The 15011-nt window shown below is 41.9% G+C and carries 12 protein-coding genes and 2 pseudogenes; all 14 read right to left on the bottom strand.

The annotated features are described in order from the left end of the window. Positions 1-8 precede the first annotated feature (8 nt). The 14 genes and pseudogenes from yabP to purR all read right to left on the bottom strand — a co-directional run bounded on the left by yabP (position 9) and on the right by purR (position 14959). Positions 9-307, bottom strand: a pseudogene (gene yabP, locus CJ483_RS13890) (sporulation protein YabP). A gap of 231 nt (positions 308-538) precedes the next feature. Further along, entirely contained in the window at positions 539-799 is a 261-nt protein-coding gene (locus CJ483_RS13885) for an RNA-binding S4 domain-containing protein (RefSeq protein ID WP_120038038.1), read from the bottom strand. Positions 800-822: 23 nt separating this feature from the next. Further along, positions 823-2285: pseudogene (gene yabN / locus CJ483_RS13880) on the bottom strand (bifunctional methyltransferase/pyrophosphohydrolase YabN). 40 nt (positions 2286-2325) lie between these two features. Beyond that, positions 2326-3912, bottom strand: a complete 1587-nt coding sequence (locus CJ483_RS13875; RefSeq protein WP_182917057.1) for a putative polysaccharide biosynthesis protein — start codon at positions 3910-3912, stop codon at positions 2326-2328. 156 nt (positions 3913-4068) lie between these two features. Beyond that, positions 4069-4605, bottom strand: coding sequence for a stage V sporulation protein T (gene spoVT, locus CJ483_RS13870; protein WP_120035815.1), 537 nt, complete (start codon positions 4603-4605; stop codon positions 4069-4071). 131 nt (positions 4606-4736) lie between these two features. After that, positions 4737-8252 (bottom strand): transcription-repair coupling factor, encoded by a 3516-nt coding sequence (gene mfd / locus CJ483_RS13865; protein WP_120035814.1) that lies wholly within the window; start codon positions 8250-8252, stop codon positions 4737-4739. Between the two features lie 111 nt (positions 8253-8363). Further along, entirely contained in the window at positions 8364-8594 is a 231-nt protein-coding gene (fin, locus tag CJ483_RS13860) for an anti-sigma-F factor Fin (protein ID WP_120035813.1), read from the bottom strand. Between the two features lie 71 nt (positions 8595-8665). Then, positions 8666-9232 carry an aminoacyl-tRNA hydrolase gene (pth, locus tag CJ483_RS13855; protein WP_120035812.1) on the bottom strand — a complete coding sequence of 189 codons (567 nt, stop codon included), beginning with the start codon at positions 9230-9232 and terminating at the stop codon, positions 8666-8668. 150 nt (positions 9233-9382) lie between these two features. Continuing rightward, positions 9383-10009, bottom strand: a complete 627-nt coding sequence (locus CJ483_RS13850) for a 50S ribosomal protein L25/general stress protein Ctc (protein ID WP_120035811.1) — start codon at positions 10007-10009, stop codon at positions 9383-9385. 619 nt (positions 10010-10628) lie between these two features. Then, positions 10629-11588, bottom strand: a complete 960-nt coding sequence (locus CJ483_RS13845; protein WP_120035810.1) for a ribose-phosphate diphosphokinase — start codon at positions 11586-11588, stop codon at positions 10629-10631. Between the two features lie 16 nt (positions 11589-11604). Beyond that, positions 11605-12978 carry a bifunctional UDP-N-acetylglucosamine diphosphorylase/glucosamine-1-phosphate N-acetyltransferase GlmU gene (glmU, locus tag CJ483_RS13840; RefSeq protein ID WP_120035809.1) on the bottom strand — a complete coding sequence of 458 codons (1374 nt, stop codon included), beginning with the start codon at positions 12976-12978 and terminating at the stop codon, positions 11605-11607. A gap of 222 nt (positions 12979-13200) precedes the next feature. Continuing rightward, on the bottom strand, positions 13201-13494 hold the full coding sequence (spoVG, locus tag CJ483_RS13835) for a septation regulator SpoVG (protein WP_041101893.1): 294 nt from the start codon (positions 13492-13494) through the stop codon (positions 13201-13203). A gap of 244 nt (positions 13495-13738) precedes the next feature. Beyond that, positions 13739-14113, bottom strand: coding sequence for a 2-iminobutanoate/2-iminopropanoate deaminase (gene ridA / locus CJ483_RS13830; protein WP_120035808.1), 375 nt, complete (start codon positions 14111-14113; stop codon positions 13739-13741). Positions 14114-14125: 12 nt separating this feature from the next. Further along, positions 14126-14959 carry a pur operon repressor gene (purR, locus tag CJ483_RS13825; RefSeq protein WP_120035807.1) on the bottom strand — a complete coding sequence of 278 codons (834 nt, stop codon included), beginning with the start codon at positions 14957-14959 and terminating at the stop codon, positions 14126-14128. Positions 14960-15011 lie beyond the last annotated feature (52 nt).

Genomic DNA, 15011 nt, shown 5'->3' with positions numbered 1-15011 from the left:
AGTTAATGTCATTTGAACAACTTACTGAATAATCCTTTTGATTTGTCCCGGCGGATTGGTCAGTATAAATAAGGCTGGAGATGCGGCCTTTAATCGCTACCAAGCCGCGATCTACATCCAAATTTTTCATTTGCAGGTTTTCACCTTTAATAACGAGCATTCCCATCACAGTGAGCAGCAAAAATTCCTCGCTGTCGAAACTTTCCACCTGCTTGACACCAGTAATTTCCATTATCTTTCTACCTTGCATAACAATATCATGACCGTCAGCTGAGCGACTATTAGTAGAATCATGCATCTGATTCATCTTTCTCCCCCTCACTGCAAAGTACAAGCTTTGCCACTAAATGTATGCGAGCAATAGCAAAACTATGAGGAGAAGCCAAAAATTTAAAAGACGCACACACGTTTCAAAGACCCTAGACGGATGTTAATAAAGATAGAGGAAGCATTAGATCTTATAAAAAAGTGCTCAAAAAGCATAGCTTTTGAGCACTTTCTAAATAGGCATTAAACGTTCATTCATTGACTCTCTCTTTTATTCGTTCACTCTCTCTTCTTTCAGCAACTGATACATGCCAGCTGCTTCTTCTTTTTTTGTCGTTTCCTGCAGCTTTTCCACTTTCACAGTAAGAATGCGCTGGCCAAGCCGAATAGATAACTCATCGCCTTCTTTTACGTTAGAGCTCGCTTTCGCAGTTACTCCATTAATGGTGATTCTTCCTTGATCCGCTACTTCCTTTGCCAGTGTTCTCCGTTTAATTAAACGTGATACTTTTAAAAACTTATCGAGTCTCATTGTCGACATGTTTCTCTCTCCCTTTATAAACCTATATTTTTCGCTTCGTCCCAGAATGCATCTAACTCATCTAGTGTGAAATCATTAAATGGCCGGCCGCTCTCTTTTACCCGTTTTTCGACATGAGAAAAACGGCGGTAAAATTTTTCATTTACTTTAGCCAGCGCTTCTTCGGGGTGAAGGTGATAAAAGCGGGCAACATTGATGAGTGCAAAAAGAACATCACCGAATTCATCAAGCTGTTTGCTGCTATCTTCATTCTTCACTTCTTCTAGAAATTCCTGCCACTCTTCCAGCACCTTTTCCATGGCCCCATTGGCATCATCCCAATCAAAGCCCAGCTTTGCTGCTTTCTTTTGAAATTCATAGGCGCGCAACAACGCGGGCAATCCTTTCGCTACTTCATCAAGCCGGAAAGCTTGTCTTTCTCCTTTTTCTTCGCTCTTAATCTTTTGCCAATTTGAAATAACTGCTTCTGCATTTTCAGCTGTTGCATCGCCAAATACGTGCGGATGGCGGCGAATCATTTTACTAGAAATCGATTCAATGACATCTTCAATGGAGAACATTCCTTCGTCTTCGCCAATTTGCGCATGAAGCATCACTTGCAACAGCACGTCCCCCAGCTCCTCCACGATGTGATCATCATCTTGCTGATCAATAGCGTCAAGTAACTCATAGGCTTCTTCAATTAAATATTTCTTTAACGATTCGTGCGTTTGCTCACGATCCCAAGGACAGCCCCCGGCCCTCTTAACGTTGCGATAATTTGTCGCAGAACAGCAAATTCTTTATATGTATCTTCTTCTTTCCGTACAGGCGGCACATATAAAGATGTTAGATTGTTCAGTGTTACTTGTCTATCCAATTCATATAAAGGCAGCTTTACGGTGTGCTGGTTTCCACTCCCTGCTGCCGTAACGATAGTTACCTCATAGTCATCCGGATACTTCTCCATTAGTGTCAATTTCACATCAGAGGCGACGAAGGCATCGTATACTTGTGCAATGACAATGTGTTGGAAAATGTTAATATCATCTTTTCTTAAGGATGTTCCATCAAGAAATTGAAAGCCTTCTATCGGGTCTGCCCCAACAGCGGCAAACAGATCGTCAAGAAAACTGTGACCGCCAGCGATCGTTACCTCCAATTTGCCTGGCTGTGCTGCCTCAAGCAAAAGCTGAACTGTTTTCTCTGCGACAATAGGATGGCCGGGAACTGTGTAAATGAGCGCACCGTGATCTTTGGCTTTCTCTATTAACAAGGAAACAATTTCTTCATAGACCGCTTCAAATTGATCATGTTTTTCATAAATAGAATCAAAACTTTCGAAGCGGACACCCTCCCGTTGAAGATCATTAATGACCGGGTGATCAAGGGTACGGGTGAATACGTGCTTCGACTGTAACAACAATCTGTATATGCCAAGCGGCAGTTGGTTAATATCTCCGGCTCCGAGACCGGCAATAGTAATAGATGGTATCATGTTCCCTCTCTCTTTCTACTATGATTTTTAAATAGGCAACCTAACTAAGTTTCTTGCTCAGCCGGCTGCCAAAAGGGATCTGCTGCAACTCTTCTTCTGTGAACACTTTTAGCTTAAAAATGAGATAAATAAAAACAAATGCGCCAATAATGACACTACTTAATGCCGTCCCGGCCATAATAAGCCGGCTGTGAGCTTCCTTAAACAAGATATATCCTATGAGTAATTTCCAAACCTGCAATACACCTGTCATACAAAGAACGGCAAATACTGCTTTACCAGCAGCCTCCTTTTTCAGGAAAGCTGTCTTCCAATGTTTTCGAAGAAAGGCGGCTAAAAAAAGCGCCATCCAAACAAATGAGAGCAACGTAGCCGCTGCAGCCCCTGCTGTTCCAAAACGAGGAATAAAGAGAATGTTCCCCATGTACTTAAAAAGAATGCCTGTTAACACAGCGAGAGCTGGAATGAAATCCTTGTCAAACCCTTGCAGAATACCCGTCAATGTCAGAGCAAGTGAACTAAATAGAATCGATGCACAAAAAATCGAAAGAACAAACGACCCACTTCCATTTTCGAACAGCATCGTGTTTACTTCTCCCATAATATTGATTAACCCCACTGTTGCTGCCAGTCCAAATGTAAAACTAACCTTCAGCGCCAGCTGGATACAGCTATCTAGCTCCTGATACAACCCTCTGCGATAAACAGAGGTTACGAGTGGCACAACCGTTAAAGCAAGAGAAGCAGCCGCTGTAGTGCCAAGCTGCAAGAGGGGCTGGCCACGGTCATAAATTCCTTTGGCCATTTTAGCTTCCCATTCGCCCATACCCGATTGAATTAATCCACTATATAGGTTAAATGAATCGACAAGCTGGAACAATACAATTCCTATGCTAGACAGACAAATAGCTGCTGCCTGGATAAAGAGCATTCGGATTTCTTTTCCAGCCAATGTGTTTCCCCTCTTCACCTTTTTTTCAGAGATAGAAACACTCTTCTTTATAAAGTAAAATAAAACTGCCAGTGCAGCAAGGCTGCCGGCTATTGATCCTGCAAATGCTCCTGCACCGGCCGTATAAAGAGAGGCTCCCTTTCCAATTAAAATATAAGAGAATAATAAAATAGCTCCAACCCGGACAGATTGCTCCACTGTCTGAGAAACCGCTGTCGGGACCATATTTCCTTCACCCTGGAATGTACCGCGCCATACAGTTAAAAACGGAATCAGTAAAAAAGAAAAAGCTACAATCTGAAGGAGTGGCCGCAAAGAAGGATCCTCCATTTTGTCTGCTATCCATCCAGCTCCGAAAAAGACAGCGGCCCAGAGCAAAATGCCCGTGCAGCTTGTTACATAGTAAGAAAGTCGAACCACTTCCTGCCTGCGCTGCCCATCACCTGCTGATTCCGCGATTAATTTTGAAATAACGACCGGAAACCCATATGTAGCTAATGCATTAGCAATTCCGTAAAAAGGATATATTTGCTGATAAATATAAAAGCCGATATCCCCGACTATATTTTGAAAGGGAACTCTATATACAGCACTTAAGATTTTTACGAAAATAGCGGCAATCGTTAAAATGGCGGCTCCTTGTATCAATGAATTTTTCTTCCTTAATGGCAACATATAACACTCTGCCCTTCTAAACATACTGCTTCCAACTTAATATATTTGCATAGAAAAGCGCAAGAAATTTAATAAAAAGTCCCTCTTTATCTATATACAAACAAATGTTTGCTCCATCAAAAAAGGAAGCAGTTTTGCCTCTGCTTCCTTGTCTGATTAGCTTTCCATTTGTTTAGCTAAAAAGCTGGCGGCGGTTTCTGCTGATTTTCTCTCCACTTCTCCTATGGAGCGTTCATCAGAGAAAATGACAACTACACCGATTGGATCGCCACCTGCCACAATAGGGGCTAGCGTATAGGATTGCACCTTTTCTTCACGGCCATCCACGAATGAGATCTTTGATTGTGGGTGATGTAAAACACTCTGCCGGTCATCCATCGCTTTTTCAATGACTTCCCCAATACTTTTATTAACGTACTCTTTCTTAGATACTCCGGCAGAAGCAATAATGGCATCGCGGTCACAAATCAAGACAGCCGTGTTTAAACTGTCATTCAATGCCTCTGCATACTCGTCAGCAAAGTCTCCTAACTCGCTAATCGGGGAATATTTTTTTAAAATGACTTCTCCATCACGATCGACAAAAATCTCTAATGGATCTCCTTCTCTAATTCTTAACGTACGGCGGATTTCCTTTGGAATGACAACCCGACCTAAATCGTCAATTCGACGAACGATACCAGTTGCTTTCATCTCATGTTGCCTCACTTTCCTCAGATGATTAATTGACAATAGTTCAACGATGCAAGCTCGATGATATTGCCCCTGTGATTGTTATTATTTATCATCTGGGAAGTTCTATACATTTTGTTGTGTTTTTCCCTTTATTTTTTCGCCGTCTCCAAGTTCTTTATAATATCAAAGGCAATTTCGAACCATGTATTAGTGGCCATGTTCTTAATATCAATGGTGAGTTTGAGTTTGTTGTCCTCCATGCCCAGACCCACTGAACGGCCATGTTTATTACAGATATTGAACACTTTTGAGCCATCGATTTGTTTTGTTCCAGCTTCATTCATCAATATATATACCGACTCTTTTTCCTGCTTGATTAACTCCAATTGAGCAGCTATGGCATATACCTTCATCTCTGCTACCTTAAACAGATCTGCTACCTCATGTGGATAATCACCGAACCGGTCAACCATTTCCTCTTTAAGTTCTTCCACTTCTTCTAATGATTCTATACTTCTAAAACGCTTATACATCTCAATTTTCTGGCGGCTGTCTTTAATATACGTATCCGGAATGTAAGCATCAATAGAAATTTCTGCTTCAAACGAAGGGCCTGTTTCTTGTTTGTCCGTTCCTTGTTTTTGCTCGATTGCTTCCTTCAGCATTTGAGAATACAAGTCAAAACCGACAGAATCAATAAACCCATGCTGCTGAGAACCAAGCAGATTTCCTGCCCCGCGAATGGATAAGTCTCGCATGGCAATTTTAAAGCCAGAGCCCAACTCGGTAAATTCCTTGATCGCCTGCAAGCGCTTTTCTGCTTGTTCTGACAATACCTTATCCTTGCGATACATAAAATAAGCGTAGGCTACTCGGTTAGAACGTCCGACACGGCCACGGATTTGATAAAGCTGGGACAAGCCCATCCGGTCGGCATCGTGGACAATGAGTGTATTTACATTTGGAATATCGACACCCGTTTCGATGATCGTTGTCGTGACAAGAACATCAAATTCTCCTTCCAGAAAGCCTAAGATCACATTTTCGAGCTCTCGTTCCGTCATTTGGCCATGGGCATAAGCAACTTTCGCATCCGGCACAAGCATGGCAATTTCGTCCGCTTTCCGCTCAATATCTTCTACACGGTTATACAGATAAAACACTTGTCCTTCACGGGCCAGTTCTCGTTCAATAGCTTCCCGAATTAAAGCCGGATTGAGTTCTGCCACATATGTTTGCACTGGAAAACGATTTTCCGGTGGCGTTTCAATAACAGATAAATCTCTTACACCGAGCATCGACATATGAAGAGTTCGCGGGATCGGAGTCGCCGTTAGCGTTAAAACGTCTATATTTGTTTTCAGCTGTTTAATTTTTTCTTTATGTGTTACCCCGAAACGCTGCTCTTCATCCACGATTAGCAACCCTAGATCGTTGTACTGAATATCTTTCGACAAAAGGCGATGGGTTCCAACAACAATATCTACCGTGCCAGTTTTAAGGCCTTTAATCGTCTCTGTCTGTTGCTTTCTAGAACGAAAGCGACTTAACAATCCAATCTCTACAGGAAAGTCCCGAAAGCGCTCGCTCATTGTTTCAAAATGCTGCTGAGCAAGAATAGTGGTCGGCACAAGAAACGCTACTTGTTTTTCATCAGCAATCGCTTTGAAAGCTGCCCGAATCGCGACTTCCGTCTTTCCATAACCGACGTCTCCACACAATAAACGATCCATCGGCCGTTCTTTTTCCATATCTATTTTGATTTCATTAATAGAACGAACCTGGTCTTCCGTTTCTTCATATGGGAAAGCGGCTTCAAATTCTCGTTGCATTTCCCCATCAGGTGAGAATGCATACCCTTTAGCTGCTTCCCTTTCTGCATAAAGCTTGATCAGATCATCGGCAATATCCTGGACAGAAGATTGAACTTTACTTTTTACGCGCTTCCACTCACTGCCACCTAATTTATATACTTTAGGTTCTTTGCCTTCTGAACCTACATATTTTTGCACGAGTTCGATTTGTTCGACCGGAACATAAAGTTGGTCTGTTCCCTGGTATTTAATATTTAAGTAGTCTTTGTGCACTCCTTTAATTTGGAGCGTTTCAATTCCTAAATATTTCCCAATCCCATGGTTCACATGCACCACGTAATCGCCCGGCTTCAATTCAGAATAGCTCTTAATTCTCTCTGCATTAGACAGTTTCTGTCGTCGCTTGCTTCTTTTTGGCTTCTTATTGAAAAGCTCCTGTTCTGTAATAACCGCTAGATGCAGGGCAGGAAATTCAAATCCTGCTGTCAAAGAGCCTCGAGCGACTTGTACCACTCGTTCGATAATATTATTTTTTTCTAGTGAACTAGTGGCTTCAATCTCATAATCTGCTAGAACTCGCTGAATTTTAGCTATTCGCTCTTCGCTTTCACCGAGAAATACAACTGTCATGCCAAGCTTTCTCCACCGTTCCACCTCTGCATGAAGCACGTTCATCTGCCCGTGAAAATCTTGCATTGGCCGTGAAGAGAAATTCACAATGTTTTCGGGTCTCGTATGAGCGACCTGACGCAAAAACAGCGCAAGGTAAATGATGGGCTGTCGGATAGCTGATAGTGTCTCTGTAAAATGATAGGAGAGCTTAATATCATGAATAATTTTCCCCTCTTCGAGCAAGGCAACATACCATTCAGCTTCCTCCTGCTGCAAAGAATCATTCATTTCATTGATCCGACTGATTTCATCAAAAAAGACAAGGCCATTCTCCGGTAAATAGTCCGTTAAATTCATTGGGTTCTCATACAGTAAAGCTGTATATTTGGATAACCCGTCTATTGCTATCCCTTGCTTTAGTCGATCGATCTCGAAGCTGATATTTTCTTTCATCAACTGTTTCGTTTCAGCCTTCTTTACCTTCTTTAGTGAGTCTTGTAAAGCTTCCTCCAGCCGCCGCGATAGGATGACGAGCTGCTCAGAAGAACAAGGTGTTTCTGTTACTGGACTGATTTCAATAGCAGACTTATTTTCAATAGAACGCTGATTCTCCATGGAGAAGGTACGAATCGAATCTACCTCTGTATCAAATAGTTCGATTCGCACAGGATGTTCGATTGTTAACGGATAAATATCGATAATGCCACCACGTAAGCTGAATTCCCCCGGAGCATACACCATATCTGTACGTTGATAGCCCATTTGCACAAACTGATGAATCATATTGTCTAGATCGATTTCTTCTCCAACTTTAATGGTTTTTTGCAAGCCAGCCCATACTTCTTTAGGCGGAAGCAGCTTTCGCAATCCGGCAACAGGAACGATATAAATCCCCTTTGCCTCATGGACCATATGATTCAGCACTTCAATCCGCTGGGCACGCAATTCAGGGCTGGCCACGCTAATTTCTGCTGCTATTAACTCATTAGCCGCGTATAAATACACTTCTTGATCGTCTACAAATTGCAGCAAATCATCATATAACTTTTGAGCTTGCAGTAAGTTGTATGTTACTACAATGATCGGCTTGCTTGTTTTTTCATAGGCAGCCGAAATAAAAAGGGCTCTTGATGATCCCGAAAGACCTGCGGCCAGTTGCTCCTTCAGCCCTCCTGTTACCCCATCAAAAATAGATTGAATATCATTATTTTGTAAGAGAATTTTCTGTAAACTATTCACACTTTCTTCCTCCCCTTAAATGGACGCTTTGCTGTCCGTTCAGCCAAGGCTGTCTGTGTATTGCCCTGGTGGAAAACAGAAAAATGCTTTGGATCGCTGTCCAAAGCTGCTTTAATGTATAAAATAATCGTATTGGTGAAAATCAGGGTTTCTTTGAAGAGACTCCTCACAATCTTCACATATTGTTGTTATTGTCACGTTACCTTCAGAATCGTATTGAACCATCTCTATTCTCTCGTCTTCCGTCAGTGCGTGAATGCCAAGCTGCCGGCTTGAAACAACTGGCTGTTTAAGACTCCCAACTGTCGTTCCGCAATGGCGGCAAACGTAATGAATGGCCATGTGCCTCCTCCTTTGCTGCTAACCTCTACTATGTAGTTAACGTTAGTATAGGCAAAGAAGAAAGCATTTATTCACGTTTGAATGTTATATTCGTTCATTACTTCAAGAAACGGCTTTTCCAACCATGCTTCTACTGCATCCGCACTCTTTGAAACAGCCTGTTTCATTTTTTCCTGCTCATCCTCCGTAAATTTGCCTAATACGTAATCAACCACCTTCATCGGAGGAACTGGGCGGTCAATCCCAATACGGATGCGATTAAAGTTTTGCGTACCAAGATGAGCAATAGTTGACTTTATTCCATTATGCCCGCCTGCACTGCCTTTTTGTCGAAGGCGGATACGGCCGGTTGGCAAGTCTAGATCATCATAAATCACAACAACATCCTCTGTTGCCACATCATAATAGCGCATAACCTCCCCGATGCTTTCTCCGGACAGGTTCATGTATGTAAGCGGCTTAAGCAAAATCGCTTTCTCTGTTCCCTTTCGCACAATCGTATAAACCCCTTTGTGCTTTGCCTCTGTGAGGGGGGAATTGAAACGTTCAGCTAACTCCTCAATCACATCAAAACCGATATTATGCCTCGTACCTGCATATTTTGCCCCCGGATTGCCGAGACCAACAACTAGCTTCATGTTTTGCACCTCAAATTTTTCTTCAATAAATTAATTTAAGTATAACGCACATGCATAAGAAATTATACGCCTAATTCTATTCCATCACTTCTTTCTCCCATAAAAAAGAGGCCGGCTCCAGTAAAAACTGGGCTGGCCTCTTTAATTATATTATTCTTGCGCTGTATTTGTTTCTGCCTCTCTGCCTTCTTCTGCTGCTTCAGGATTGCTATCCTCGGCGGCTTCCTCCACACGCGGAGCAAGAATAGATACAACGACCTCATCATCTTCATGATTAATGATAAACGGATGATTACCACGGATTTCTCCAACAGACAAACTATCACCGATGTTTAAGTGGGAAACATCGACTGTAAGATTTTCAGGGAATTCACTAACTTTGGCTGTCACTGAAAGCTCAAATAGCGGTTGTTGGACAACTCCGCCTTCTTTCGCTCCAGCCGCTTCTCCCTCTAAATCTACCCGGACATTTGAAGTGATCTCGGATGATAAATCTACCGCAAGGAAGTCCGCATGGACAATGTAATTTTTAATGGGATCTTGTTGATAGTCATGCAGAATAACGTTATGTTCTTTTCCATCCACTGCTAAAGAAATCACACCATTGCGGCCAACTTCTTTAATGACTTTAATGAAATCTCCTTCATTGACGAAGACGGATTCTGCTTCCATATCTTTTCCATAAACGACAGCAGGGAAATTTCCTTCCTCACGAAGCTCAGTTTTAGCAGAACGTTGAAATTCTTGACGCTTTTTTGCTTCAAGTACTGAATTCATTAGAGAAACTCACCTTCCTGTATTATGATCTCTGTTTAAAATTTTTGTCCTAAATCATCTATTCCCTGATTTCGTCATACTTAAACATAAAAGGGCAGAATGACTTCTTTTTATCTCTGAATGAAAGACCCGCCGACTTGCTCATAGTCACTTTATAGCAACCAGTGTCTGCCTGCCTAAATAAAAAAGCCCTTCCCTCTAAAACTGAAAAAACAGCTTTTTGGGAAAAGGCTATTTTATTAAGGGGCTGGCGGTTTGGAAAATCTCGCTCGAGCTAAGAGTGACTCTAACAGAAATCCCTCCAACCTTCTATCACGCGAATTGAGCACCTTCTGTTTTTCTTTGCTCAACTGCGCCTCCTTGGGACCCAAGGTCATAAGCTAAGCCGCCCAGAAGGTTAAAGAACAACCTTCCAGACGGCTTGACCTATGCTTGTCGTCGCTAATCGAGCGCCTTCCGCTTTTCTATTGTCCAGCTGGAGGCGCTTAGCGGCTAGTTGACTCCCTGCCCTTTCTTGCGATAAATCAACATCGAATCGCTAACGCTCTTCGTGTTTCCTTTATCTCATGCAGAACCGTCCAGTCCCTACGCCGCTGAACAAGCGCCCTCCGCTTTTCTATTAATCAAATAGAGTGCTGACAGATTGCTCTTCGTGAACGCGAATAATGGCTTCGCTGATCAATGGTGCAATCGATAGCTCTACAATTTTATCAGTCTTCTTCTCTTCAGGCAGGGCAATGGAGTTAGTAATAACCAGTTCTTTAATGTTAGAGTTTTGAATGCGCTCGATCGCTGGACCTGAAAGTACAGGATGCGTACAAGAAGCGTATACTTCTTTTGCTCCATTTTCGATAAGAGCATTTGCTGCAAGTGTAATTGTGCCAGCTGTATCGATGATATCATCGATCAAGATGGCAATCTTTCCATCAATGTTACCAACAATATTCATCACTTCAGCTACGTTTGGTCTTGGGCGACGCTTATCGATAATAGCAATCGGTGCTTTTAAGCGATCAGCCATTTTACGTGCGCGTGTTACTCCGCCATGATCTGGAGAAACAATAACGACATCATCTCCGCTGAAGTTCTTTCCTTTAAAGTAATCAGATAAGATTGGTACACCCATTAGATGATCGATTGGTATATCAAAGAATCCTTGAATTTGCGGTGCATGTAGATCAAGCGTAATCACGCGAGTAGCTCCAGCCGTTTCAAGTAAGTTTGCTACCAACTTAGCTGTGATTGGCTCACGAGCGCGGGCTTTGCGGTCCTGACGTGCATAACCATAGTAAGGAATGACAATATTAATCGTTTTAGCAGAGGCTCTTTTTAGAGCATCAATCATAATGAGTAATTCCATTAGATTTTCATTGACCGGTGCGCTTGTTGATTGAACAACGTATACGTCACAGCCGCGAATACTCTCTTCAATATTAATTTGTATCTCTCCGTCACTAAAACGCTTCACGGAGCATTTCCCTAATTCTACGCCGATCGTTTCAGCAATTTCTTCAGCAAGTTTGCGGTTAGAATTAAGAGAAAAGATTTTCAACTTCGGATCTAAATACTGATTATGCATGGGTGGACCTCCGCCTTTATTTTTTAAGATTTAATTTTTCTACATAATTTTCTTTGTTTACTTGACGGGCACGAGCAATAGATAAAGCTTCACCAGGTACGTCGTTTGTAATCGTAGAGCCTGCTGCTACATATGCTCCCTTGCCTACTGTAACTGGGGCTACAAGATTAGAATTGCAGCCGATGAATGCATCATCTTCAATCTTTGTTAAAAACTTATTTTTTCCATCATAGTTAACTGTAATGGAACCACAGCCGATGTTTACTCCGCTTCCTACTTCCGCGTCCCCGATATAACTTAAATGGGAAGCTTTGCTGCCTTTGCCAAAGACAGTTTTTTTAATTTCAACAAAATTACCGATCTTTGCTTCATCACTGATTTGAGAAGCCGGGCGAATGTGTGCAAATGGCCCAATAGCCACGCGAGAACCAATTTCACTATCGGCCGCTACAGAATGGCGAACAACAGTATGATCTCCGACTTGGCAATTAGTGATTTCACTATTTGGTCCAATTTCACAGTCAGCACCGATCACTGTATTTCCCGATAAGACGGTTCCAGGGTAAAGCACTGTATCCGAACCGATGACAACATCCGGACCGATAAATGTGTTTTCTGGACTGATGAGCGTGACACCATTGCGCATATGCTGCTCATTAATACGTTCACGCATAATCTTCTCTGCCTGACTTAAAGCCACGCGATCATTTACACCTAATGTTTCATTAAAATCCTCTGTTTGATAAGCTGCTACTTTTTCTCCAGCTTTCTTAAGAATTTCAATTACATCTGGCAAATAGTATTCACCTTGAGCATTATCATTCGATACTTTTTTCAACGTATCAAATAGATAGCGGTTATCGAAGCAATAAGTGCCTGTATTGATTTCCTTTACTTGCCGTTCTTCGTCTGTTGCATCTTTATGCTCAACGATCTTCTCGACCATTCCTTGTTCGTTTCGAATGATCCGTCCATAGCCGTCTGGCTGCTCTGTATAAGCTGTTAAAATTGTTGCCTTCGCCTGCTGTTCTGTATGATAATGAACAAGCTGCTCCATAGTAGAAGACTTAATAAGTGGTGTATCACCGCAAACAACGAGTGTGCAGCCCTCTTCTTCTCCAAGAATAGCTTCTGCCTGCATGACTGCATGAGCAGTACCAAGCTGCTCTTCCTGCAAAGCAAATTCACTCTTTTCACCAAGATAGCCTTTTACTTTTTCTGCTCCATGGCCAACAATTGTAACAATTTTATTTGTATGTAAATCAGATATTTGATCAATCACATGCTCTACCATCGGTTTACCACAGACAGGGTGAAGCACTTTATAAAGCTTAGACTTCATCCGTGTGCCTTTTCCTGCCGCAAGAATGACAGCATAAATATTCGTCATTGAGGGTCCCCCTATAACTTTTTATCCTTATTGACTATATCTTAAAAGGGCTCTTATTTCAAGACAGCTTAAAAAACGACAAATTTTTGTCAATGAATATTCGGATTTTTAAAGGAATGTAAGAAAGAAGATGCCAAAAGGGAAATATGAGTGGAAATGGAGGTGTTTTTTTCAATGAAAAAAGAGCCATACATTTGAAGTAGGCTCTTGTTGCATGTAAATTTATGAAGCTCCTGCTTCTTCTAATTCCACTTCTTCCAATTCTCCCAGACGGTGATACTCAGCTAAAACAGCATCTTGGATTTTACCGCGTGTGTTGGAGTTGATTGGATGGGCAATATCACGAAACTCGCCATCTGGCGTACGTTTGCTTGGCATAGCAACAAACAAACCATTGTTGCCGTCAATTACACGGATATCATGAATAACAAATTCATTGTCCAACGTAATTGATGCAATCGCTCTCATGCGGCCATCCGTATTTACGCGTCTTAGTCTCACATCAGTTACTTCCACTCTGTTCACCCCTTTTTCCCCTATATAAAAAGCTTAAACTAACTATTCAATAATATTTCAAATATTCCTTCTTTTTTTTGAAAAAATTTTACTTTATTTTGTATAAAAAACACCCGTGATGATTTCACGAGTGTTTCGAAACGGAAAAAACTGATTTTAGAGATGGATATGCCAGTCAAAACCATCATTTCTACCAATCAACATGCTGGCGAAGAAAAGCATTTCCAACTCTTGGTTACCCGTATTATTTTACGAGGGCAATTACTTCAATTTCGACTTTCACATCTTTAGGCAGCCTTGCCACTTCCACGCAGGAACGGGCTGGTTTATGTTCACCAAAGTATTGGCTGTACACGTCATTCACTGCCCCGAATTCTTCCATGTCAGCGATGAAGACTGTAGCTTTCACGACTGTATCCAAGGAAGCTCCAGCTTCAGCTAAAACAGCCTGAAGATTTTTAAATACTTGATGAGTTTGCTCGGTTACATCTCCATTTACTAATTCCCCTGCAGGTGTTAATGGGATTTGACCAGAACTATAAAACATGTTATTTACAATAATCCCCTGAGAATATGGGCCAATGGCCGCTGGTGCTTGATTTGTCGCTACTACTTTCATCTTAACCTCTCCTTATGAAAACTGTATGTTTTTGGAAAAATAATTTCCTTCTACTACAGAAATAGCAGACGTGCGAACATTTACATCTTGCAGCTTAACAAGTGATATGTAATCCTCTACGAGTCTTTCCTCGTCATGTTCTGCTTCAACGAGGACAGCAATTCCTGCTACAGAAGCATTAAACTCTGCTAACAGGCTGATCATTCCATTTATCGTCCCGCCAGCCTTCATAAAATCATCTACAAGCAACACCTTGGATCCTTCTTTCAAACTGCGCTTTGCGAGCACCATCGTTTGTATGCGCTTTGTAGAACCCGATACATAATTAATGCTGACAGTCGGGCCCTCTGTTACTTTGCTGTCCCGACGAACGACAACAACCGGAACATTCAAATGTGAGGCAATGGCATGGGCGATGGGAATGCCTTTTGTTGCTACTGTCATGATGGCATCAATCTCCATGCCTGCATAAGCAGAGGCAAGAAGTTTGCCGACTTGATGAATAACTTGCGGATGACCAAGCAGGTCCATCATGTATAAATAGCCGCCAGGAAGAAGTCTCTCGGGGCTTTCAATTTGTTCGCAAAGATTTGCGATAAATTTTCGTGCTTCTATCTCACTAACTTTTGAGAAATATTTAACCCCACCAGCAGCTCCCGGAATGGTTTGAAGAGAGCCAATGCCGCGCTGTTCAAACGTTTCCTTCACAATAGACAAGTCTTCACTAATAGATGATTTTGCCGATCCGTACCGTTCGGCAAAAAAAGTAAGTGAAACAAGCTGCTGTGGATGCTCCAGTAAATAATGTGTCATGTCAATTAACCGTTCACTTCGACGAAACTTCATGTTCTGTTCGACCCTCCTAAGGAGTAAATCCGAATATTTAATTTTAAATATA

It is taken from the genome of Bacillus sp. PK3_68 (assembly GCF_003600835.1).
Classification (GTDB): Bacteria; Bacillota; Bacilli; order Bacillales; family Domibacillaceae; genus Pseudobacillus.
Note: the sequence above shows the minus strand (reverse complement) of the source record. Positions and strands in the feature narration are given on the sequence as shown.

What these genes read in the sequence shown, in the direction of transcription:
- CJ483_RS13885 (WP_120038038.1), bottom strand. Translation starts at nt 799, where the DNA reads ATGAGACTCGATAAGTTTTTAAAAGTATCACGTTTAATTAAACGGAGA.
- CJ483_RS13875 (WP_182917057.1), bottom strand. Translation starts at nt 3,912, where the DNA reads ATGTTGCCATTAAGGAAGAAAAATTCATTGATACAAGGAGCCGCCATT.
- spoVT (WP_120035815.1), bottom strand. Translation starts at nt 4,605, where the DNA reads ATGAAAGCAACTGGTATCGTTCGTCGAATTGACGATTTAGGTCGGGTT.
- fin (WP_120035813.1), bottom strand. Translation starts at nt 8,594, where the DNA reads ATGGCCATTCATTACGTTTGCCGCCATTGCGGAACGACAGTTGGGAGT.
- pth (WP_120035812.1), bottom strand. Translation starts at nt 9,232, where the DNA reads ATGAAGCTAGTTGTTGGTCTCGGCAATCCGGGGGCAAAATATGCAGGT.
- CJ483_RS13850 (WP_120035811.1), bottom strand. Translation starts at nt 10,009, where the DNA reads ATGAATTCAGTACTTGAAGCAAAAAAGCGTCAAGAATTTCAACGTTCT.
- CJ483_RS13845 (WP_120035810.1), bottom strand. Translation starts at nt 11,588, where the DNA reads ATGCATAATCAGTATTTAGATCCGAAGTTGAAAATCTTTTCTCTTAAT.
- glmU (WP_120035809.1), bottom strand. Translation starts at nt 12,978, where the DNA reads ATGACGAATATTTATGCTGTCATTCTTGCGGCAGGAAAAGGCACACGG.
- ridA (WP_120035808.1), bottom strand. Translation starts at nt 14,113, where the DNA reads ATGAAAGTAGTAGCGACAAATCAAGCACCAGCGGCCATTGGCCCATAT.
- purR (WP_120035807.1), bottom strand. Translation starts at nt 14,959, where the DNA reads ATGAAGTTTCGTCGAAGTGAACGGTTAATTGACATGACACATTATTTA.